17 protein-coding genes are annotated in these 21,326 nt (G+C 70.7%); 6 read left to right on the top strand and 11 right to left on the bottom strand.

Annotation, left to right across the window (positions count from 1 at the left end; genetic code table 11):
- Positions 1 to 92: 92 nt before the first annotated feature.
- Positions 93 to 287: a DUF3046 domain-containing protein gene (locus FKO37_RS38270; RefSeq protein WP_037809733.1), complete on the bottom strand. Its 195-nt coding sequence runs from the start codon at positions 285 to 287 to the stop codon at positions 93 to 95.
- A 34-nt stretch (positions 288 to 321) separates the two neighbouring features.
- A complete protein-coding gene (locus FKO37_RS38275; RefSeq protein WP_238607631.1) occupies positions 322 to 2,151 on the bottom strand; it encodes an Hsp70 family protein in 1,830 nt (609 codons plus the stop codon).
- 141 nt (positions 2,152 to 2,292) lie between these two features.
- Between FKO37_RS38275 and FKO37_RS38280 the strand changes: the two genes are divergently transcribed.
- The 3 genes from FKO37_RS38280 (at position 2,293) to def (ending at position 8,899) form a co-directional block, all read left to right on the top strand.
- The gene (locus FKO37_RS38280) at positions 2,293 to 3,498 is read left to right on the top strand and encodes a glycosyltransferase family 39 protein (RefSeq protein ID WP_238607632.1); all 1,206 of its coding nucleotides are present in this window, start codon (positions 2,293 to 2,295) and stop codon (positions 3,496 to 3,498) included.
- 81 nt (positions 3,499 to 3,579) lie between these two features.
- Entirely contained in the window at positions 3,580 to 8,238 is a 4,659-nt protein-coding gene (locus FKO37_RS38285; RefSeq protein WP_238608399.1) for an ATP-dependent helicase, read from the top strand.
- 160 nt (positions 8,239 to 8,398) lie between these two features.
- Positions 8,399 to 8,899: a peptide deformylase gene (def, locus tag FKO37_RS38290; RefSeq protein WP_238607633.1), complete on the top strand. Its 501-nt coding sequence runs from the start codon at positions 8,399 to 8,401 to the stop codon at positions 8,897 to 8,899.
- On the opposite strand, the gene FKO37_RS38295 is transcribed toward def, so the two are convergent.
- From FKO37_RS38295 to FKO37_RS38310, 4 genes are all read right to left on the bottom strand, one after another.
- On the bottom strand, positions 8,832 to 10,700 hold the full coding sequence (locus FKO37_RS38295; RefSeq protein WP_238607634.1) for a GNAT family N-acetyltransferase: 1,869 nt from the start codon (positions 10,698 to 10,700) through the stop codon (positions 8,832 to 8,834). The two genes, def and FKO37_RS38295, sit on opposite strands and share 68 nt — an antisense overlap.
- Positions 10,701 to 10,804: 104 nt before the next feature.
- Positions 10,805 to 11,521 (bottom strand): VOC family protein, encoded by a 717-nt coding sequence (locus tag FKO37_RS38300; protein ID WP_238607635.1) that lies wholly within the window; start codon positions 11,519 to 11,521, stop codon positions 10,805 to 10,807.
- Between the two features lie 169 nt (positions 11,522 to 11,690).
- Entirely contained in the window at positions 11,691 to 12,455 is a 765-nt protein-coding gene (locus tag FKO37_RS38305) for a maleylpyruvate isomerase family mycothiol-dependent enzyme (protein ID WP_238607636.1), read from the bottom strand.
- A complete protein-coding gene (locus tag FKO37_RS38310) occupies positions 12,445 to 12,996 on the bottom strand; it encodes an SAV_6107 family HEPN domain-containing protein (protein ID WP_238607637.1) in 552 nt (183 codons plus the stop codon). The genes FKO37_RS38305 and FKO37_RS38310 overlap by 11 nt, the downstream gene beginning before the upstream one ends.
- Before the next feature lie 990 nt (positions 12,997 to 13,986).
- On the opposite strand from FKO37_RS38310, the gene FKO37_RS38315 reads away from it, so the two are divergent.
- Together FKO37_RS38315 and FKO37_RS38320 are read left to right on the top strand one after the other, a co-directional pair.
- Entirely contained in the window at positions 13,987 to 14,511 is a 525-nt protein-coding gene (locus FKO37_RS38315) for a YbaK/EbsC family protein (protein ID WP_238607638.1), read from the top strand.
- Entirely contained in the window at positions 14,508 to 15,083 is a 576-nt protein-coding gene (locus FKO37_RS38320; protein WP_238607639.1) for a GNAT family N-acetyltransferase, read from the top strand. Before FKO37_RS38315 ends, FKO37_RS38320 begins: the two co-directional genes overlap by 4 nt.
- Positions 15,084 to 15,175: 92 nt before the next feature.
- Here FKO37_RS38320 and FKO37_RS38325 read toward each other — a convergent pair whose 3' ends face one another.
- The 5 genes from FKO37_RS38325 to FKO37_RS38345 form a co-directional block, all read right to left on the bottom strand.
- Positions 15,176 to 16,165: a DUF3558 family protein gene (locus FKO37_RS38325; protein WP_238607640.1), complete on the bottom strand. Its 990-nt coding sequence runs from the start codon at positions 16,163 to 16,165 to the stop codon at positions 15,176 to 15,178.
- Positions 16,166 to 16,264: 99 nt separating this feature from the next.
- Entirely contained in the window at positions 16,265 to 17,161 is an 897-nt protein-coding gene (locus tag FKO37_RS38330; protein WP_238607641.1) for a DMT family transporter, read from the bottom strand.
- 203 nt (positions 17,162 to 17,364) lie between these two features.
- Positions 17,365 to 17,865, bottom strand: coding sequence for a GNAT family N-acetyltransferase (locus FKO37_RS38335; RefSeq protein WP_238607642.1), 501 nt, complete (start codon positions 17,863 to 17,865; stop codon positions 17,365 to 17,367).
- A 51-nt stretch (positions 17,866 to 17,916) separates the two neighbouring features.
- Positions 17,917 to 19,596, bottom strand: coding sequence for a DUF885 domain-containing protein (locus FKO37_RS38340; RefSeq protein ID WP_238607643.1), 1,680 nt, complete (start codon positions 19,594 to 19,596; stop codon positions 17,917 to 17,919).
- Between the two features lie 42 nt (positions 19,597 to 19,638).
- Positions 19,639 to 20,523: a methylenetetrahydrofolate reductase gene (locus tag FKO37_RS38345; protein ID WP_037809712.1), complete on the bottom strand. Its 885-nt coding sequence runs from the start codon at positions 20,521 to 20,523 to the stop codon at positions 19,639 to 19,641.
- Positions 20,524 to 20,625: 102 nt separating this feature from the next.
- Here FKO37_RS38345 and merB point away from each other — a divergent pair, with 102 nt between their 5' ends.
- Positions 20,626 to 21,270 (top strand): organomercurial lyase, encoded by a 645-nt coding sequence (gene merB, locus FKO37_RS38350; protein WP_238607644.1) that lies wholly within the window; start codon positions 20,626 to 20,628, stop codon positions 21,268 to 21,270.
- Positions 21,271 to 21,326 lie beyond the last annotated feature (56 nt).

Genomic DNA, 21,326 nt, shown 5'->3' on the forward strand with positions numbered 1-21,326 from the left:
ACCATAGACGAACAGGTGTTCGAGGTTTACAGCGACACGCCCATCCGCCGAGGTTTTCGCCCTCCGCCGCGTCCGGACCCGGAACTCGCAGGTCAGCGCCGCTCCGGCGGCACCTCGAACTCGACGCAGACCGCTCGCCAGATCTCTTTGGCCGGCGTTCCCGCGCTCAGCGCCTCTTCGACCGTGCGCCCGCCGAGCCCGCTGAACACGTGGTCCTTGGCGAGCATCTCGGCGCGTCCGGACCCGAACTCGTCGGCCATCAGCCGTCGGAACACCGTGATACGCATCGGGCGAATGCTAGCTTTCCCGCTCCGGCGGGGATCACTCCCCCGGCTGGACGTTCTGCTCGAAGTAGTCGGCCAGTGCGCCCGGCGTGGCCGCCTGCCCGCCGGAATTCACCTGGTAGAGGAATCCGACGAGGGGCCGGTCCTTCACGGTGAACACGAGGACCGCCGACGACTGCCCGGCCGCCGCCGCGTAGTGCCCTTCGAGCGCGTTGCCCTTCCAGTCCGCTTCGGTGCGGTCGCCGCCCGCGGAGGAGAGCAGTCCGTCGGTGTACTGCTTCAGCTCCGCTGCCGACTGTCCCTGCACGTACGTCACCTGAGTGCCCGCGCGCCCCGGCGCGGCGCACGTCGACGCGGTCCCGAGGCTCTTCGCCGGCGCGGCGGGGCCGTTGCCCATGCCGGGAGCACAGCCGCCGTTGTCAGCGACCTTGCCGGCGAGCTGACGCATGCAGCCGGTCAGTCCGGACGAGTCGGCTTGCCCCGGCGTACGGCACTCGTCGGCGGTGTACGTCTTCACTGACGAACCCTGTGTTGTCAGGAACACGGTCAACCCCGCGGCGAGCACGACCACCACAGCTGCCGCGATGCCGATCCACAGCTTGGTGCGGCTCTTCTTCTCCGGCTTAGCGGGCGTGTACGTCGGGAAGTTGGACGGTGCCGGCGAAGGCTGGAACGGCGGCATCTGCTGTGGCTGCGTCGGCGAGTACGCCGGGTAGCCGCCCTGGGGCGCGGCAGGCGGCGCGTACGGCGCACCTGACGCCACCTGGCCCTCGACGTTCTGCGTACGCATCGACAGTCCGTCTTTAGCGACGTGCTGTGCACCCAGGGCGACGGCCGTCTCGGGCTGGTCAAGACTCGTGGGGACGACGCCGAGCTTCTCCGCGATCATCGACCCGACCAGCGGCAACCGGCTCGAACCGCCGACGAGGTAGATGCCGGCGAGACGCTCCGAGGTCAGCCCAGCCGAACGAAGTGTCCGCGAAAGCAGCTCCACGCTGCGCAGCATTGCCGGACGGACCAAGCCTTCGAGCTCTCCGCGCGTGACGAGCACGTCCTTGAACGGCTCCGGCATCGGCACCTCTGTCTGCGGGTGCCGAGACAGTGCCTCCTTCGCGGCCTTCACGTCTTCTTGCAGCGCGCGTCGCGTACGCCGGTCCGCAGTGGACTCGGGGCGAAGCAGACGCTGCCAGCGCTGCGGGTCCGAGTGGGACACCTCACGTCCTACGTGGACCATCAGCGCCTGGTCGACGTCGAGGCCGCCGAGGTCGGGCAGACCGTCCTCGGCGAGCACTGTGTAACCGTTCTGGTTCGCGCCGACGACTGCGACGTCGAACGTGCCCGCGCCGAGGTCGTACACCGCGAGAGCCTGCCCTGGAGCCAACGCGCGCTCGGGGAACGACGCGAAGTGCGCCGCGGCCGCGACGGGCTCCGGCACGAGGATCACGTTTCCGCGGATGCCAGCGAGCCGCGCCGCGCTCAGCAGCACGTTGCGGCGCACCGGACCCCACTGCGCGGGGTGGGTGAGCCGGACCTCGTCCGGCTGTTCGCCGCCGAGCTGGCGCGTGGTCTCGTCGAGCACGCGGCGCAGGATCGCGGCGAGCGCTTCGTTGACCGGCACGACGTCTGTGCCGAGCAGCAGCGTCTGCTCGTCGATGCGCCGTTTAGGGTTGGGCTCGAACCGTGTCGGGTCGAGCCGCGCACGACGTTCGGCGTCCCGGCCGACCATGAGCGTGCCGTCTTCCCCGGCGAACACCGCGGAGGGCATGTTGGCCGACCCGTCGACCTCGACGACGCGTGGCGGCCTGCCGTGCGCGGAAAGGACGGCAACGGTGTTGGACGTCCCGAGGTCCACCGACAGGATCCGCACAGTAATTTCCCCTCGACTCAAGCAGCGCTGGCGGAGATGCTGCCACGTGCCCGGTCACCGTGCGTGCGGACCCGCGAAACTCGCGACGCGCGCAACCCCGGGGAACAACGGAACGTCTCGTCTTCCGAGGACGGGGAGGCAATGACAGAGCTAGTGGACAAGACCCGCCGGGAGCAGTTCGAACGGGCAGCGGACGGTCCGGCGCGCTCGCTGCGGGTCGCGGCGGGCAGATGGAGCAGCTCCGGCTACCTGCACGCGGCGGTGCTGTACCTCGTGGTGCGGCTGGTCGGTCTCGGCGCGCTCGCGGCGATGGCCGCGCCCCGGGACCTGCCGTTCGGCGAGCGGCTGAAGGCCTGGGACGGCTGGTGGTACCTGCAGATCGCGGAGCACAGCTACACCGGCGTGAGCAATCCGCTCGACGCCGCCGGGCTGCCGTATCCCGACGCGTCGTACGGCTACTTCCCCTTGTATCCGGCGCTGACCGGGCTGTTCGAGAAGCTGCCCGGGGTGACGTACTACGGAGCGGGCCTCCTGGTGTCGACGCTCGCCGGAATCGCGGCGGCGGCGGCGATGTACCGGATCGGCCGGCTCGTCCACAGCCAGCGGGCGGGGCTGCTGCTCGCGGTGTTGTGGGGCGCCGCGCCGATGGCGATCGCCGAGAGCATGGTGATGACCGAGGCGCTTTTCACCGCGCTCGCCGCGTGGGCGCTGGTCGGCGTGCTCGAACGCAGGTGGTATCTCGCCGCGACCGCGACGCTGTTCGCCGGGCTCACCCGGTCCACCGCGTGCGTGCTGGTCGCCGTCGTGGTGATCGCCGCGGCCGTCGACGTGTGGCGGAACAGACAGCGGTGGAACGCGCTCGCGTGCGTCTTCGTCGCGCCGCTCGGCCTGCTCGGGTACTGGCTGTTCGTCGCGGTGCAGACCGGCAGTGTGACCGGCTGGCAGGACGTGGAGCTGCGCGGCTGGAACACGCGATTCGACGCCGGGGCCGAAGCCTGGCAGTGGATCACGCAGACGCTTTTCACCTCGGGCAACGCGTGGGAAACGCTCGTCGTGCTGGTGATGGTCGCGGCGATCGCGCTCGCGGTTGTCTGCGTCACCGGCCGGCGGATGCCGTGGCCCCTGGCCGCGTACGCGGTGGGTGTCCTGGTGCTGGTCCTGTGCAGCGCCGGGCTGCCTGCCCTGAAGTCGAGGTTCGTCCTTCCCGACTTCGCGCTCCTGCTGCCCGTCGCGATGGGGCTGGCCGGGCGCAAGAAGTCCACGATGATCGCCGCGGCGACCGTGTTCGTGCTGGTCGGGGCCTGGTATTCGGCTTATTCGCTGACCGTGTGGAAGTACGCGATCTAAGCCGATCGGTCACCCACACGAGGGGATCCGGCACGGGGTCCGCTGCCGGGGCCCCGGAAATTGTCGGGGGCGCCGCGCATGATGGATCCCGTGGCAAACGACGTCCTCGACCTCTTCTCCCCGGCGACCAGCACCTGGTTCGCCGGAGCCTTCGCCGCCCCGACGGCCGCGCAGGAAGGGGCCTGGCGGGCCGCACACGCCGGGCAGCACGCCCTGGTCGTGGCGCCCACCGGGTCCGGCAAGACGCTGTCCGCGTTCCTGTGGGCACTCGACCGGCTGGCGGCGGAACCGCCGCCGGCGAACCCGCGCGAGCGGTGCCGGATCCTGTACGTCTCGCCGCTGAAGGCGCTGGCGGTCGACGTGCAGCGCAACCTGCGCGCGCCGCTGGCGGGCATCTCCCAGGCCGCGCACCGGCTCGGCCTGCCCGTGCCGGAGATCGAGGTCGGCATGCGCACCGGCGACACCACGGCGGCGGAGCGCCGGTCGTTCGGGAAAACCCCGCCGGACGTGCTGGTCACCACGCCGGAGTCGCTGTTTCTCATCCTCACGTCCTCGGCGCGGGAATCGCTGAAGGGCGTCGAGACGGTCATCGTCGACGAGGTGCACGCCGTCGCGGGCGGCAAACGCGGCGCGCACCTGGCGTTGTCGCTGGAACGGCTCGACGCGCTGCTGCCCAAACCGGCTCAGCGCATCGGATTGTCGGCCACCGTGCGGCCGGTCGACGAGGTCAGCGCGTTCCTCGCCGGCGGCCGTCCGGTCACGGTCGTGCAGCCGAAGCTCGCGAAGACGATCCAGGTGCGGGTGGAGGTGCCCGTCGAGGACATGGCGAACCTCGACGGCCCGGCGCCTTCGCCGCTGGAGCGGCTCGACGACCTCACGTCGTTGTCGCAGTTGCCTTCGGAGGGCGGGATCGGCACCCAGGAAGAAGTGGCCGGCGCGGCGGTGCAGCGGCCGTCGATCTGGCCCGCGGTCGAGGAACGGGTGCTGGAGCTGATCCGCGCGCACCGCTCGACCATCGTCTTCGGCAACTCGCGGCGGCTCACCGAACGGCTCACTGCGCGGCTCAACGAACTCGCGTCCGAGCAGACCGGTCTGTCCCGGAGCGACGCGTTCCCGGCGGAGGCGGTCGGGCAGTCCGGCGTCACGACGGGCACGGAGCCGGTCATCGCGCGGGCGCACCACGGGTCGATGTCCCGCGAGCAGCGCACCCATGTCGAAGAAGAACTGAAGTCCGGGCGGCTGCCGTGCGTGGTGGCCACGTCGTCGCTCGAACTCGGCATCGACATGGGCGCGGTGGACCTGGTCGTGCAGATCGAGGCTCCGCCCACGGTGGCGTCCGGGCTGCAGCGCGTCGGCCGGGCCGGGCACCAGGTCGGCGCGGTGTCGTCCGGCGTGATGTTCCCGAAGTTCCGCGGCGATCTGGTGTCGTGCGCCGTCGTCGCGGAACGGATGGCGACCGGGGCGATCGAGGCGGTGCGGTACCCGCGCAACCCGCTCGACGTGCTGGCCCAGCACGTCGTCGCGATGGTGGCGCTCGAACCGTGGACGGTGCCGGAGCTGGCGGCGCTCGTCCGGCGGGCGGCACCGTTCAGCTCGCTGCCGGACGACGCGCTGCACGCGGTGCTCGACATGCTCGCCGGCCGCTACCCGAGCGAGGAGTTCGGCGAGCTGCGGGCGCGGATCACGTGGGACCGGGTCGGCGGCGAACTGCGCGGGCGGCCGGGTTCGCAGCGGCTGGCGGTCACGTCCGGCGGCACGATCCCCGACCGCGGGCTGTTCACCGTGATGACGCCGGGCGACGAGGGCAAACCCGGCTCGCGCGTGGGCGAGTTCGACGAGGAGATGGTGTACGAATCGCGGGTCGGCGACACGATCCTGCTCGGCACCTCGTCGTGGCGGATCACCGACATCACCCATGACCGGGTGATCGTCGTGCCCGCTCCGGGCCAGCCCGCCCGGATGCCGTTCTGGAAGGGCGACGCCGCCGGACGCCCGCTGGAACTGGGGCGGGCGCTCGGCGCGTTCGTCCGCGAACTGTCCACTTCGGACACCGCGACGGCGCGGGACCGGGCCGCCGCGGCCGGGCTCGACCAGCGCGCCTGCGACAACCTGCTGGCGTATCTGGAAGAACAGAAGTCGGCGACCCGGCACGTGCCCAACGACCGCGTCATCCTGCTCGAGCGCTACCGCGACGAACTGGGCGACTGGCGGATCGTGCTGCACTCGCCGTTCGGCGCGCAGGTGAACGCTCCGTGGGCGCTCGCGATCGCCGCCCGGCTGCGGGAAAACCGCGGCGTCGACGCCCAGGTGGCGCACTCCGACGACGGCATCGTGCTGCGGCTGCCCGACGCGCTCGACGCCGACGGCGGCGAGGTCACCATCACCGCCGACGACGTCCTGCTGGATCCGGAGGAGGTCGAGCAGCTGATCGTGGCGGAGGTCGGCGGCTCGGCGGTCTTCGCGGCGCGGTTCCGGGAGTGCGCGGCCCGCTCGCTCTTGCTGCCGCGCCGGGATCCGCGGCGGCGCACACCGTTGTGGCAGCAACGGCAACGGGCGTCGCAACTGTTGTCGGTGGCGGCGAAGTACGAGCGGTTCCCGGTCGTGCTGGAGGCGATGCGCGAGGTTCTGCAGGACGTCTACGACGTCGGCGGGCTGCGGGAGCTGATGTCGGACGTCCGGGCGCGCAAGGTGCGGCTGGTCGAAGTGGAGACGCCTGCCGCGTCGCCGTTCGCCCGAAGCCTGTTGTTCGGGTACGTCGGGATGTTCCTGTACGAGACGGACGCTCCGCTGGCCGAACGGCGAGCCGCGGCGCTGTCGCTGGATTCCGCGCTGCTGGCCGAATTGCTGGGCACGGAAGCGATTCGCGAGCTGCTCGATCCGGAAGCCGTGGCCGAGGTCGAACGGTCGTTGCAGCGGCTCGAACCAGATAGGCACGCCCGGTCGGCGGAGGACGCGGCCGACCTGCTGCGGTTCCTCGGCGATCTGTCCATCGCCGAAGCCGCGGAACGCGGGATTCAGCCGGAGTGGCTGGAAGAACTCGCCTCGGCACGGCGTGCGATCCAGGTGCGCATCGGCGGCGAGGAGCGGTATCTGGCCATCGAGGACGCCGGGCGGGTGCGGGACGCGCTGGGCGTCGCGCTTCCGGTCGGTCTGCCCGAGGCGTTCACCGAGCCGGTGGCGGATCCGCTGGGCGACCTGCTCGGCCGCTACGCGCGGACCCGCGGCCCGTTCTCCGCGACGGCCGCGGCGGATCGGTTCGGATTGGGTTCAGCGGTCGTCACCGGCGTGCTCGACCGGCTCACCGGTGAAGGCAGGCTGGTCCGCGGCGAGCTGAGTCCGGTCGGACATCCGGAAACCCATGGCGTGGGCGTCGAATACTGCGACGCGGCCGTGCTGCGGCGGTTGCGGCGCGCGTCGCTCGCCCGGCTGCGGGCAGAGGTCGAGCCCGTGGAGCCGGCGGCGCTGGGCCGGTTCTTGCCCTCGTGGCACGGAATCGGCGCGCGGCTGCGGTCCGCGCCGACGGCCGACGACGTGCTGTCGGTGGTCGAACAGCTTGCCGGTGCGCCGTTGCCGGCGAGCGCGGTCGAGTCGCTGATCCTGCCGAGCCGATTGCCGGGCTACTCCCCCGCGCTGCTCGACGAACTCACCACCGCGGGCGAGGTCACGTGGGCAGGCTGCGGTTCGCTCTCCGGCGGGGACGGGTGGCTAGCGCTCGCTCCGTCGGACGTCGCGGATCTGCTGCTGCCCGAGGTCGAGGAGAATCCGCCGACGAGTCCGCTGCACGACGCCATCGTGACGGCGCTGGAAGGCGGAGCGTTGTTCTTCCGCCAGCTCGTCGACCGGGTCACGCCGGGTCTGGAACAGCCGCCGGACGACGGTGCCGTGGTGGCCGCGCTGTGGGATCTGGTGTGGGCCGGGCTGGTCACCGGCGACACGCTCGCGCCGCTGCGCGCGCAGGTCGCCGGGCACGGCGCGCACAAACCCCGGCGGCAAGCGCCACGCGGCCGCTACGCCCGTATGCGCGCCGGCCGTCCGGCGATGCCGTCACGCACCGGGCCGCCGACCGCGGCCGGCCGTTGGGCGCTGACCCCGCCTCGCGAAGCCGACCCGACCCGCCGCGCACATGCCCGCACCGAGGCATTCCTGGAACGGCACGGCGTCCTCACCCGAGGCGCGCTCGACACCGAACGGGTCACCGGCGGGTTTTCCGGGATCTACAAGGTGTTGCGCGGCATGGAGGACACCGGGCAGGTCATCCGCGGCTATGTCGTCGAAGGTCTCGGTGCCGCACAGTTCGCCGCGAAGGGCGCGGTCGACCGGCTGCGGGCGCTCTCCAGCACCGCGCCCGCCTCGGCAGCCCGGAATGACAACGCACGTGCCGTGGTGCTCGCCGCCGCGGATCCAGCACAGCCGTACGGCGCGGCTCTGTCCTGGCCCGCCGCGACAGGCGACACGAAACACCGCCCGGCGCGCAAAGCCGGAGCGCTGGCGGTGCTGGTCGACGGAATCCCAGCCCTGTACGTCGAACGCGGCGGCCGCTCGTTGCTGAGCTTCACCGAGGAACGCAGCTCACTGCAAGCCGCCGCGGCCGCGTTGTCGACCGCGGTTCGAGAAGGCTGGCTGGGACAGTTGGCCGTCCAGCGCGCGGACGGAGAACACGCGCTGACCTCGGAACTAGCCGAAATCCTGCAGGAGGCCGGCTTCCGCGCGACGCCGAAGGGACTCCGTTTGAGAGCTTGATCCTTGCCCCGTGCTGCTCGGCCGAGGCGCGAGCGGGTGTGGCCTGTGGGTCCGCCGTACGGGCGGTGCCGTCGGGCTTGCCTGGTGGACCCGCGTCGGCGAAGCAGGTGGTGTCACTAGACTTCTCGTGGCCCCTCGGTGGACAAAAGGACGTTCGATCATGGCGATGCGCGAGTTGCGCTACTTCGGTGACCCGGTGCTCAAGTCCGCGTGCGACCCGGTGACCACGTTCGACAGCAAGATCGAGGCGCTGGTGAAGGACCTCCTCGACAGCGTGCAGCCGGAGGGCCGGGCAGGGCTCGCCGCGCCGCAGATCGGGGTCGGGCTGCGGGTGTTCAGCTACGACGTCGGCGGGCTGACCGGGTACGTCATCAACCCGGAGATCGCCCACCTGTCCGAGGAAACGCACGAAATCGGCGAGGGCTGCCTGTCGGTGCCGGAACTGTGGTTCCCGACGGTCCGCGCGAAGCACGCCGTGGTGCGCGGCGTCGACCTGCGCAACGAGCCGATCGAGGTCGAGGGCGTCGACGTGCTGGCCCAGTGTCTCCAGCACGAAACCGACCATCTCGACGGCAAGCTCTACCTCGACCGGCTCACTCCCGACCGGAAGAAGCAGGCGCTGCGCGAGGCGCGGGGCAAAGACTGGTTCTGGAACCGCTGACCGTCCGCGACGTCCGGTCGGCGACGAGCCGCAGCACCGTGCCGTCGTCCGGGCTGGTTTCGACCCGCAGTCCGGCGCGAACAGCGGTCCGGGCCATCGCGTCGTTGCCCGGAAGACGGAACGCAGTCAGTTCCGTGATCCCGTCGGCTCCGGCGAGGGCGACCAGCCGAGCGAGCAACGCCGTGCCGATTCCCTGGCGCTGCCATGCATCCTCGACGAGAAGCGATACCTCGGCCGTACCGTCGCGCTGGGAAATCAACTGCCCGAACCCGATCACGTCCCGGCCGCACACCGCGAGCAAGCTGGTTCCGCGCGGAGGCATGAGCAAGCGGTGCAGCCATTTCCGGGGAACCGTGCGCAGCCCTGTGTGGTAGCGGTTGAACAACGTCTTCGCCGAACAGCGAAGATGCACCGCACCGATCGCGTCGGTGTCGCGCGGAGTACCGAGGCGCAGAACGACCGCCGCCCCGTCCGGACGGTTGAGCACCGCCGGACCGGCCAGATTCTGCTCCGCCGCGGCGAGCAGTTCCAGGAAGGCTGCGGCCTGGGCAAGTTCGGGTTCAGCGAATGCCACCCATCGCCGCCGGGCGACAAACGCCTGCCCTTCCCCAAAGGCGAATACCGCCCGGTGGCCGCCTTCGGTGCGCCCTGGGTTGGCCTCGCTCATCGGGACGAGCGTCACGAGATCCGCGGACAGCACCATCCGCAGCATCGGAGCGCGGCAATCCGGATCAACAATCGCCCGCCGAGCGGCGACGAGCGCTGTCGCGGCTGAATCGCGAAGTCCGCGAACGGTAGTTTCGGCAATCGGCGCTCTCCCGACGGCATTGGCAATTGCTTCGGTGACCGCCGTGTCGTCGGCGGTGCTGGAAGTTGCTGCCGGAGTGGACAATTCCCGAGCGTCGGCCCCGATGCACAGCTCGCCCGCGACGGGAAGCGCAGTGGCCGCCGGAACACGGCGTGCTCCGGCATCGAGTGCAGAAGCAGTTTCTTGATCTATGGCCGTCGGGACTGAAGGAGCGCGGAGTTCGCGCGCGGAAGCCTCGGTGGGCGGCTTCCCACCGGTGCGGGACGCAGATGCCGCCTGAGCACCGCGTAGCCGAGTGTCGGAGGTTGCCTCTCGATCAGTCGCTGCCGGTGCGTGGAGTGGCCCTGAAGACGGCTCAACGCGTGCCACCGGAGCATCGGATCTTCCGACCTCAGCTCTAGAAGTTGCCTGTCGATCAGAAACTGCCGGAGCGTCGAGTGGCCCCTTCGCGGCGCGGGTCTCCGTATCAACAGTTGCTGGGGCATCGAATGGCGGAGAAGAAGGCTTGAGGCGTGTCGCCGGGGCAGGGAGTTTCCGGATGCCAGCGGTTGTCGGCAATTCAGGGGACGGTGATTCCGCGATGGGGGTGAGGAGTTCCCGGGCGGCGTCGGCGATCGGATCCTCGGCGGCGAGCGTGGTGGCAGCGGAGGCGCGGACGTCCGGGATGGTGGTTTCAGTCATCCCCAGGCAATCGCCGCCTTCGTCGCGGAGGGCGTCTATCAGGAGGTGCTGGGGCAAGCCTGCTGCTGGGCGCAGGACGAATTCGTCCAGGACGCCGCCGGGGGCTGGATGTCTGGTCAGGCCGAGGATGCTGCATTCGAGGTCGGCCAGGCGGATTGCGAAGCGGGCCAAGGTGCCGGGGTGGGCGTCGGAGCGGACGCGTACTCGCCAGGCTTGTGCTGGCGCGAGGTTTTCGTTGGGGTGGCGGTGGTTTGACGGGTGCGCGGGGATTGTGTTCGCGAGGAGGCTGCGGGGGGTGGAGGGCGTGTCCATGGACGTACCGTCGCCGACGTACGTAACCGGGGGCGTCTTGTGGTGTTTCGGGTCTGTCAGAGGGTGGCCGGGAATGTGTGATCTGCGGGAAACAATGGTGCGGGTCAGTTTGGGAGTAGGACGCGGAATTCGTTGTCTTCCGGGTCGGTGAAGTCGGCCTGAGCGGCGTTGGGCTGAGTGGTACCGAGTGGGCGGGCACCGGCGGCTTGGATGCGGTCGGTTTCAGCTGGGTCGTCACCGGATAGGTCTAGGTGAAGGCGGTTTTTCCCGTATTTTGGGGTGTTCACGCGCAGGAATTCGAGAGTGGGGCCGCGGCCGGTGGGGTTGCGCAGGGTGGTGATGGCGGGGTCGTCCGCGGTGATCGGCCACGCGGTGAACGGGGACCAGAAGCGGGCCAGGCGCGCGGGGTCTTGTGCATCGACGACGATCGCTGCGATGGCACCGGAATTGGCGTATTCCTCGCGGGGTTCGAGTACGCAGAACTCGTTGTCTTCGGGGTCGGCCAGAACGATCCACGGGACGTTGCGCTGGCCGATGTCGATCGGGCGTGCTCCTGAAGAAACGGCTCGGGAGACTGTTTCGCGCTGGTTCTCGCCGGAGGTGCTGGAGAGGTCCAGATGGAGGCGGTTTTTAGTGGTCTTCGGGCGGGAGGTCGCGGCGAAGACCAGGGTGAGGTCGCAGCCGTCGCCGGGTGGGGGCTGGATTGCTGCCTCGGCTGGGGATTTCGTGGTGAGCTGCCAGCCTAGGAGGTCGGACCAGAAGCGGGCCAGGCGTGCTGGTTGTTCGGCGGCGATGACCAGGCTGGCCAGACGTGTTGCCATGTCGCCACGGTAGCGGGCAGGGCCGACAAAAACGGCGGGTCGCGGGGTCGGTAAAAGAACTGTGCCGACAAGCGCGGGGGTATCACGCTTGCCGGCACAGCCGGATCGCCACGGTGGTCGAGGAAACAGCGCAGAACCGGGAAGCTTCCCCGCTTTCAGTTCTCGAACGCTATCTGGTGGCCAGTCGCAGCAGGGCCCAGGTTTGGGCGGACAGCTCGTGGTCTCCGTCGGTGTGGACCATGGTCACCGGGACTCTTCCCCACAGCCAGAGGTACACGTTCGCGGGCGAGCCGGTGACGATCGCGTCCGCGGCGTCGGCTTCTCGGGGAGAGCAGCGCCAGGCCTCCGTTTCGCCGGGGCCTGCTCTCGCGATCCAGCTGTGGCCGCCGGTGTGGAAACCCACTGTGCCGTTGCGGGTTCCCGAGATGCCCATGGTGGTGAGCTTGTGTCCAAAGTAGAGAGTGAGGGCCTCGTCGACGCCGTCGGCGGCCAGGTCGTCGGGCACCGTCGAATCGCCGATTCCGGCTGCGTTCTCGGCGTCCACTCGGTGCACGAGGGTTTCGTGGAGCATGCGGCGGCGCCAGAAACCGTGGGTCGGGTCGGCGGACCACCAGGTGGCGGTTCGGGTGGCCGGGTCGTGGTTGGCCAGTTCGACTTCGAGTTCGGTGCGGGCGACGGAGTAGAAGTCGACCACGGGCTGGCCGGGCAGGGGCTCGCGCCACGGTTCGGGGCGGTGGCCTTCGCGGATCCAGCCGAGGACCTGCCAGTAGACGGAGCCGACGTGTTTGAGCAGCTCGTTCAACGTCCAGCCGGGGGCGGTGGGCACCGGCGAATCGGGTGACGCCGAGTGCGCCACCTCCCCCAGCAGGTGCGCCTCCGCGGAGAACGCCTCGAGCAGCCGGCCGTGGTCGACCGTGCCGAGTTCACGCGACATGGGCTTCCCCGGACATCGGCAGGTCGTGCACGACCCGGCGGACCAGTTCGAGGAACTGGGCGGTCGCCTGCAGCAGACTCTCGGCCAGCTCGGCGGTGACACGACCGCTGATGCCGGCTTCGGCGGCGGCCCGGGTTTCCGAGTGGTCGGCGAAGAACGCTGACCATTCGCGCAACTCGGGGGCGACGGCGTCGAGCAGCACCCAGCCGCTGGCCGGACGGCCCCGGCCCCGGCGCGGACGGCCCCGGACGGCGAGCACCGCACCCGCACCGCGCAGGGCGGCCAGGTAGGCGCCGATGAAGCGTTCGGCTGGGTCGCGTTCGTTGTCCGCGTGGTCGAGTCCGCGGTTGGCCTGGGCGAGAAGGGTGACCGCCTCGGGCGGGGCCGGCGGGCGCAGGGACAGCGGAAGTTGCGGCTGGACCTTGGCGCCGGAGCGGCGGGCGGACGGCTCGGCGGAGGGCCGGACCGCGGCCCGGGTGCGGTGGACGACCTGCCTCGGGGGCGGGGCGCTGGGCACGGTGTTTTCGGGGACGTGGTGCACGGTGGGCTTGAGGGTTGAGGGGCGTTCGGACTGGGGGGCTGGGGTGTTTTCCGACGCGAAGGGCAGCGCGGGGGTGGTTGCCGGAGCAGAGAGGTTGGCTGCCAGGGACGCTGGTTCGGACGACGAGTCGAGGCTCGGCTCCGCGGAAGCGGGCTGAGCGGGACCAGCCGCCGAAGCAGGTTTGCCAGAACCGGACTGCGAAGGAGACGAGGCGGGCGGCAGACCGGCCTCGCTCGCTGGAACACCACGCTGGCCAGCGTCGGTCACCGAAGCGGACGACTCCGCAGAGTCGATTTCCAGCGCGGGCGTCAAGCCAGGGCCAGTCGCCGGAGCAGCAGGCCCGTCGAAATCGGACGACGAAAGAGACGACGCAGACGGCAAGCCAGACTCGGCCCCTGGAACACCAGACCGGCCAGAGTCGCTCACCGAAACGGACGACGCCGCAGAGTCGCTTCCCGGCGCGGGGGTCAGGCCCGGGCCAGTTTCCGAAGCAGCGGACCGGGCGGGGCCAGCCGCCGGAGCAGCAGCCTCGTTCTCCGACGCGAGCCAAAGATCGAGCCCGGGCTGAGCAGAGCCAGTCACCGAAGCAGGCGACGGAACCGAACCAGCACCCGAACGCGACGCCTGAGCAGCGCTGCCCTCGGAGCCAGCAGCACCCTCTGCAGCAGCACCAGCAGCACCTGGCCGTTCCACCGGCGCGCCGAACGTCAGCTGTTCGCCCACCGCGCCAGGTCGGTGTGCCTCGGGGGCACGGTCCGCGGGGGACACGACCGAGACGGACATGGCGACCCTCCTCCTGCTCGGGTGGGCCGGCCGGAGGCCCGAGGTGCTTCCCCCACCCCGGGACCGGCCGGTGCGTTCCCACCGGGTATCGAACGTCTGTTCGATCTGTTTCCAGAGTAGCCGCGCCGGCGAGTCCGCTCAACCCCGCCGGTGGAATCCGGGCACGTGGTGCGGGACACGGCTGCACTGGCGTGGTCTCATAACCGGGTGAGCACCCACGACCATCCCGCTGTCGCCAAGGTCACCGCCGCACTGGGCGAGGCCGGGCTGCACGCTGCCGCTGCCGGAGTGCGGGTGCTGCCCGCTGAAGTGCGCACTGCCGCGCAGGCCGCGGAGGCGCTCGGGGTGCCGGTCGGCGCTATCGCGAACAGTTTGGTTTTCCGGGGCCGCGCGGCTGACGGGGCCGAGGTCGCGGTGCTCGCCCTCACCTCGGGGGCGCATCGGGCCGAGGAGTCCCGGCTGGCGGAACTCGCCGGGGTCGCCGAAGTCGGCAAGGCGGACGCGGCGTTCGTCCGGGAGCACACGGGGCAGCCGATCGGGGGCGTCGCGCCGGTCGGGCATCCGGAGCGGCTCGTGACGCTCGTGGACACGGCGTTGCGCGGGTACTCCGAGGTGTGGGCCGCGGCGGGGCATCCGAAATCGGTCTTCCCGACGACGTTCGACGAACTCGTCACCCTCACCGGGGGCACCCCCGGCGATCTCGCGGGCGAAGGGGAGGATGGTCGACTGTGACCGCGATGTCCTCCTCCGGGTGCTCCCGGTACGTGCAGTTCTCCGCCGACGAGTTCCGGTCCCGGCTGCCGGAAGCGCTGGCGATCTACGTGAACGCCATGCGCTACCCCGAGGGCACGGCGGAGCAGCGCGCGCCGATGTGGCTCACGCACGCGTTGCGCGAGGGCTGGCGCTGCATGGCCGCTCTCGACGACAACGGCGTCCTGCTCGGCATCGCGTACGGCTACAAGGGCCGCGCCGGGCAGTGGTGGCACGAGCAGGTCCGGCACGGTCTCACCCGCCGCTCCGGAACGGAGGAAGCCGAACGCTGGCTGACGGACTACTTCGAGCTCACCGAGATCCACGTGCGCCCGGAGAACCAGGGCAAGCAGATCGGCGAGGACCTGCTGCGCCGGCTGCTCGACGGCGTGCCCAGCGCGAACGTCCTGCTCTCCACTCCGGAGGGCACCAGCCGGGCGTGGAAGCTGTACCGGCGCATGGGGTTCGTCGACGTTCTGCGCGACTACCAGTTCACCGGCGATCCGCGGCCGTTCGCGATTCTCGGGCGGGCGCTGCCGCTCGAAACGCAGTAGGACCGCCGCGCGCCCGATGTCGGACCGGGCGCACGGCGCGCTCGCCTACCGCGTTAACCGGCCCCCAGAAGGCCCGCGCGATTCGCGAGTGATCAGGCGTGGCCCAGCGACGGTGCCACTGTCTTGGCCACGGCGACCGCCTTCGTGCAGGCGGTGGCGGTGTCGAGTCCGCTGGTGGGCTCGCCGCTGAACTCCACGGAGACGATCTCGCCGTACCCGTGCGCTTCGTCGTCCTCCGGGGTTTCTATCTTGCGCCAGGTCGCGTCGCAGCTGACTACGCTGCTGTCCTCGTCCTTTTTCTGGATGGCCGTGACTCCGTTGCCAAGGTCGGCGGGCTGGCCGTCCTCGGCGTCGGCGGGCAGGCCCTGGTAGAGGTGCACCGAAACCTGCGGGTAGTGGGTGTCGTCGCCGGACCAGAAGTCGCATTCGTGCAGGCTCTTGGGCTCCACAAAGGACTTCTGTCCCAACGCGGTCTCCACCGCCTGCTTGCCGGCCACCGCGCACGGGTCGGTGGTCAGCACGGAACCGGGTGCCTGCTTGTACTGCGGAGGAGCGCTGTGCAGTGCCTGCACGACCTTGGTCAGCGCCGCGCGGCCGGGCGCGCAGGCGTCGCCGCCCGGGGCCTTGGTCTGGAAGGTGATCCCCAGCGACTGTTCGAACGACGTCACGACCGAGACCCAGCACGACCCGGGCTTGTCGTCGTCGACGACCAGCGGCAGGCCTTCGAGCTTCTCGACCGGGTCCTTCGACATGATCAGCTGGTCGCCGACGCGCAGCACCAGTTCGACGGTCTTGCCGCCGGAGTCCTTGACGTTGACGCTGCACTCGCCCCATTCGGACGACGAAAGGCTCGACTGGTCCGGAGTGCCGACGCCGCCGAGAGTCTTGGCGTCCAGCAGCGCGCACGGATCCACGGTCCGCAGGGCCGCCGCCTGTACCGCGGGGTCGGTGATCGGGGGTTTCGCACTGGCAGGCGGAGCGGTGCCCGCGGCCGAGCCACCGCCGCAGCCCGCGAGCAAGGCCAGCAGTGCCGCCCCCGTGACCAGCGCCGATGTCCGGAATATTCGGTTTTCGGTGAACATAGGCGGCACCGTAGCGGAATCCGTCACCCGTTCGTGGCGAAATCTCCAAGAATGCGGACAGTCCGTGAAAGTTGCGCAACCGGCCGCGCGCGGGCGTCGTCATCGGGGCTCCGGCCGCCAGTAGCCGACCGCGAGCGCCGCGACGAGCAGCACCGCACCGCCCCACGCGAACGCGCTCAGCCGTTCGTGCAGGAAAATGACCGAAAGCACGGTCCCGGTAAGCGGTTCCAGCAGCGCGGACAGCGCGCCCAGCACCGGGTGGGCACCGCCGAGGCCGCGGAAGTACGCGGCATACGCGACGGCTGTCGGGACAACGCCGAAGTACCCGGCCAGCAGCAGCACGTCGGCGTGGGCGGGCAGGCTCATGCCGAACCACAACGCGGCGGGGGTCAGCAGCAAACCGCCGGTCAGGCAGCCGAATGCCGTGGTAGCCAACGGTTCCAGACCGGCGACGGGCTCCGCTGTGACGAGCGTCAGCACGGCGAAACCGGTCGCCGCGAGCAGCGCGAAGGCTAGGCCGCCGACCAGTTGGGCGGGTGACGTCGCGGTCTCCGGCGACCACCGCAACAGCACCAGCCCCGCGACGGAACCGCCGACCGACACCAGCGTCCACAACCGCGGCGCGCGGCGGTGCTGTACCGCGGAGACCACCGTGAGCACGACGGGTGCGGCACCGATCGTGGTCATGGTCGCGACGCTGACCGAACTGAGCGCGACGGCAGCGAAGTAGCTGGTTTGGAAAAGCGCGAAGAGCGCGCCGACAAGGAGGAGACGACGCCAGGTTTCCTTGGCGGGAAGGCGAAGTCCGCCGGCGAGAGCGACGAAGGCGGCGCTCGCGGCACCGCCGATGAGCAGGCGGTAGGCGGCGACGGCCAGCGGGTGCAGGCCGGCTTGCTGGCCGAGAAGCGACCCGGACAGGCCACCGGTTCCCCAGAGCACGCCGGCGACGACTAGGGCGGCCGACGAGCGGGCGCGCGAAGGTACGGCAATAGACATTCGGAAGTGGGCTCCTGCGTCGAAGGAATCGGAAATCGACGACGCGGGGCAGCGTGTGCCGGCCGGTTCAGGACGTCATCCGGTGGCCGCGGGCCCGGTTCGGGCGCACGCGGCGAAAACTGCCCCGCTCAGGAGGCTGGTGGTGGGATGACGACGAGGAGCCACTGCACGGGCGGGAGCTTAACCAGAGGCCGGGGAGCCGATCAACGGGTTTGTGGCGCGCGACGCCAGCGGATCTCGCCGTCCTGCCGCTCGTCGGTGGCCGTGAGGCCGACAGCGGCGGCGACCGCGGCGGAGGCCCGGTTCTCCGGGTGGATGTGGGCGACGATCGCGTCCACCGGCTGCCGGTCGAGCCACGCGACAAGCCCGCGCGCGGCTTCGGTGGCGATGCCCCGGCCCTGCCACGGAGTCCCCACCACCCAGGCGATTTCGGCGACCGAGCCGCTGACCGTCGCCTGGACAGTGCCCGCCAGGCCGGAATCGCGCGGCCGGATCACCCAGTTCAGCCAGGACACCGCCGGGTCGGGCGAGCCCGCGGTCATCCGCTGGTAGCTCGAGCGGAGGGCGGCCAAGGAATCCGGAGCGCCGCCGATGTAGGTGTGCAGGGCCGGATCCGACAGCACGACGGCCATCTCCTCGGCGTGCAAGACGGAAAGCGGTAGTAGGTCCAGCCGGGCCGTTTCGATGAGCTGAGCGGTAACCATGCGGGAAAGACACCCGGGCCGGTGCGGGAACACCGGCCCGGGAAAGCAGTCTCAGTCCAGCTGCGCCAACTGCTCGCGCAGGGTGTCCAGTCCCATGCCGCCCATCTGCAGGGCCTTGGTGTGGAACTGCTTGATGTCGAACGCCGCACCCTGCCGCGCCCGGGCGTCGTCGCGCGCGGCGAGCCACAGGCGTTCGCCGAGCTTGTACGAGGGGGCCTGGCCCGGCCAGCCGAGGTAGCGGTCGATCTCGTCGCGGATGTGCGCCTGGTCGGTGATCGTGCGGGTGAGCATGAACTCCAGGCCCAGGTCCGGCGTCCAGCGCGAACCCTCGTGGAATCCGGTGCCCGCCGGGATTTCCAGCTCCAGGTGCATGCCGAGGTCGACCACGACGCGGGCGGCGCGGAACAACTGCTCGGACAGCATGCCGAGCAGGTTGCCGTCGTCGGAGAGGTAGCCCAGTTCCTCCATGAGGCGTTCCGCGTACAGCGCCCAGCCCTCGCCGTGCGCCGAGATGAACGTCATCAGCCGCTGGTACTTCGTGAGGGTCTCGGCCTGGTTGACCGCCGTCGCGATCTGCAGGTGGTGGCCGGGGACGCCCTCGTGGTAGACCGTCGACACCTCGCGCCAGGTCGTGAAGTCGTTGCGGTCGGCGGGAAGCGACCACCACATCCGGCCGGGACGGCTGAAGTCCTCGCTCGGCCCGGTGTAGTACGCGCCGACGCCGCCGCCGGGCGGGGCGATCTTGCACTCCAGCGCCATCAGCCGGTCCGGGATGTCGAAGTGCTTGCCGCGCAACGACTTCAGCGCGTCGTCGGACAGCTGCTGCATCCACGCCTCGAACTGCGGGCGGCCCTGGATGCGATAGCGCGCATCGGCGTCGAGCACCGCCGCGGCCTCCGCGGGCGTCGAGCCGGGCTTGATGCGGTTCGCGACCGCGCGCATTTCCGTTTCCAGCCGCGAGAATTCGTGCCAGCCCCACTCGTAGGCCTCGCGCAGGTCCAGCTCCGCGCCGATGAAGTAGCGCGACCACAGCCGGTAGGTGTCCTCGCCGACGGCGTCCTTGACCGGGGCCTTCGGGGCCAGTTCGGCGCGCAGGAATCCGGCGAACTCCGCGAACGCCTCGTCCGCGGCCCGCGCGCCCGCGGCCAGGTCGGACTTCAGGGAATCCACGCCCGCGTCGGCCACCATGCTGGCGAAGAAACCGGGGCCGTCCTTGAGCCCGGCCCACGTCTCGCACTGCTCGGCGACCTTCGAGACCTGCCGCAGCGCGGAAACCCGCCCCTTGTCGGCCGAGGCCAGCAGCGCCGCGCGGACCCCGGCCAGCGCCTCGGGCACCTTCGGCAGCCGGGCCGCGACGTTCGCCCAGTCGTCCGGGGTGTCGGTCGGCATCAGGTCGAAGACCATCCGCAGGCCCTGCACCGGGCTCTCGATCACGTTGAGCGAGGCCGCGTCGAGACCCGCGTCGTGGATCTCCAGCTCGAGGCCGATCCGCTCGGTGAACACGGCCTTCGCGACCCGCTCCCCCGCGTCCGCCGGTTCCGCGGCGTTCACCGCGGCCAGCGCGCGCCGCGCCAGGTCCGCGCGGGCGTCGTGGCCCGCGGGCGAATAGTCGGTCAGCTGGTCGTCGTAGCCCGCGACGCCGAGCATGGTGGCCGCGACCGGGTCCACGGCCACGTAATCGTCGACGTACCGGTCGCAGATCTCCGGAACGCTCTGTTCGGTGGAAGCCATGTCCGGCACGCTACCGGCCGGAGGCGCCCCCAGCCCACGGAGTTACGCGCGGGCGGGCACCAGTCCGAGCCGGGTGACGACCTCGCGCGTCGCCTTGGACCGGTTGAAGGTGTAGAAGTGCAGGTCGGGCACGCCTTCGGCGATCAGTTTCTCGCACAGTTCGGTGACCCAGTCCAGACCGGCCGCGCGGAACGCCTTGGGGTCGTCGGAGAACGGTTCGAGCCGGTCCAGCAGGCGCTGCGACGCGGGAGCGCCGGAGAGCTTGATCGTGGTGTGCAGCGTGCGCAGGGTGGTCAGCGGCATGATGCCGGGCAGCACGAGCGCGTCGCAGCCCGCAGCGGCGACCCGGTCGCGCAGTCGCAGGAAGTCCTCTGCCTCGAAAAACAGCTGTGCGATCGCGAAATCGGCTCCCGCGCGGAACTTGCGGACCAGGTGCTTCGTGTCCGATTCCAGGTCCGCCGAACGCGGGTGGCCGTACGGGAAGGCCGAGACGCCGACGCAGAAGTCGCCGAGCGAGCGGACCAGCTCGACCAGTTCCTCGGCGTAGGTGAGGCCCTCGGGGTGCGGCACCCAGTCGCCGTAGACGTCGCCGGGCGGGTCGCCGCGCAGGGCGAGGATGTTGCGCACGCCGACCGCCGCGTACCAGCCGATCACGTTCCGCAGTTCGGACACCGAATGGTCGACCGCCGTCAGGTGGGCCATCGGGCAGAGCGTGGTTTCGGTGGCGACGCGGGCGATGCTGCGGATGGTGCCGTCACGGCTCGAACCGCCCGCGCCGTAGGTGATCGACATGTACGCCGGGTCCAGCGGTTCCAGCTCGCGGATGGCCTTCCACAGGACGGCCTCGTCGGCCTCGTCGCGGGGCGGGAAGAACTCGACGGAGAACGCGGGCCCGTCCCCCCGCAGCCTTTCGATCACCGACGTCATGGAGGGAAATGGTAGTGGCTCGCTTCGGCCCGCGGCAGAGTTGACGGGTGGGCTTGGCCACGGCGCGTACCGTCAGGGGCGAACCCTGCGGGGAGGCGAGCCATGAGCAGTGAAGACGACCTGGCCTGGGACGACGACGTGCGCGTGGCGGTCTACCGCGCGTTCTCCACCCGCGGCCGCCCGCCCACCGCGCCCGAGCTGGCGGACGCCGCGCACGGGTCGCTCGCGGTGGCGAAACAGGCCCTGCACCGGATGGCCGACCCGAGATGGCTGTGGCTGGACGAATGCGAGCACGTGGCGCTGGCCGCGCCGTTCGCGGCGGTCCCGCTCGGGTTCGCGGTGATGGGCGAGCACACCATGTGGTGGGGCGGGTGCGCCTGGGATTCGTTCGCGATCCCGCACCTCGTGTCCGGCGAGCCCGAGGTGCTGGTGGCGACGCGCTGTCCCGGCTGCGGCGAGCCGTCCGCGCTGGTCGTGCGGCGGGACCGGCCGCCGGGCGGCGCGCAGGTCGCGTACTTCCCTGCCCCGCCCGACCAGCTCGCGGGCGACCGGGCGAAGCAGCGGCTGTACTGCGCCGAATCCTGTGTGGACAGTCCGGGCGAGCTGCTCGGGCTCGACGCGCTGTGGCATCTCGCGAAGGACTGGTACGAGGGCTGTCTCGAACCCGGCTACCGGCCGCGCGGACCGGCCGAAGCGGCGGAGTACTTCGCGGCGAGCGGCCGTCCTGACGCGTTCCGGACCGGCTGACCGCGTCTGGTGCGCCACATCCGGGGGCGCCCGGCGTGACCCCGGCCGCCCTCGTC

Source organism: Amycolatopsis sp. Poz14 (assembly GCF_006704225.1).
GTDB classification, from domain to species: Bacteria; Actinomycetota; Actinomycetes; order Mycobacteriales; family Pseudonocardiaceae; genus Amycolatopsis; species Amycolatopsis nivea.

Excerpts from the sequence above, each read along its gene's own strand:
- FKO37_RS38300 (WP_238607635.1), bottom strand. The coding sequence starts at position 11,521 with ATGGCAACACGTCTGGCCAGCCTGGTCATCGCCGCCGAACAACCAGCA.
- FKO37_RS38270 (WP_037809733.1), bottom strand. The coding sequence starts at position 287 with ATGCGTATCACGGTGTTCCGACGGCTGATGGCCGACGAGTTCGGGTCC.
- merB (WP_238607644.1), top strand. The coding sequence starts at position 20,626 with ATGAGCAGTGAAGACGACCTGGCCTGGGACGACGACGTGCGCGTGGCG.
- FKO37_RS38305 (WP_238607636.1), bottom strand. The coding sequence starts at position 12,455 with ATGTCGCGTGAACTCGGCACGGTCGACCACGGCCGGCTGCTCGAGGCG.
- FKO37_RS38330 (WP_238607641.1), bottom strand. The coding sequence starts at position 17,161 with ATGTCTATTGCCGTACCTTCGCGCGCCCGCTCGTCGGCCGCCCTAGTC.
- FKO37_RS38335 (WP_238607642.1), bottom strand. The coding sequence starts at position 17,865 with ATGGTTACCGCTCAGCTCATCGAAACGGCCCGGCTGGACCTACTACCG.
- def (WP_238607633.1), top strand. The coding sequence starts at position 8,399 with ATGGCGATGCGCGAGTTGCGCTACTTCGGTGACCCGGTGCTCAAGTCC.
- FKO37_RS38340 (WP_238607643.1), bottom strand. The coding sequence starts at position 19,596 with ATGGCTTCCACCGAACAGAGCGTTCCGGAGATCTGCGACCGGTACGTC.
- FKO37_RS38295 (WP_238607634.1), bottom strand. The coding sequence starts at position 10,700 with ATGGACACGCCCTCCACCCCCCGCAGCCTCCTCGCGAACACAATCCCC.
- FKO37_RS38345 (WP_037809712.1), bottom strand. The coding sequence starts at position 20,523 with ATGACGTCGGTGATCGAAAGGCTGCGGGGGGACGGGCCCGCGTTCTCC.
- FKO37_RS38280 (WP_238607632.1), top strand. The coding sequence starts at position 2,293 with ATGACAGAGCTAGTGGACAAGACCCGCCGGGAGCAGTTCGAACGGGCA.
- FKO37_RS38285 (WP_238608399.1), top strand. The coding sequence starts at position 3,580 with ATGGATCCCGTGGCAAACGACGTCCTCGACCTCTTCTCCCCGGCGACC.
- FKO37_RS38325 (WP_238607640.1), bottom strand. The coding sequence starts at position 16,165 with ATGTTCACCGAAAACCGAATATTCCGGACATCGGCGCTGGTCACGGGG.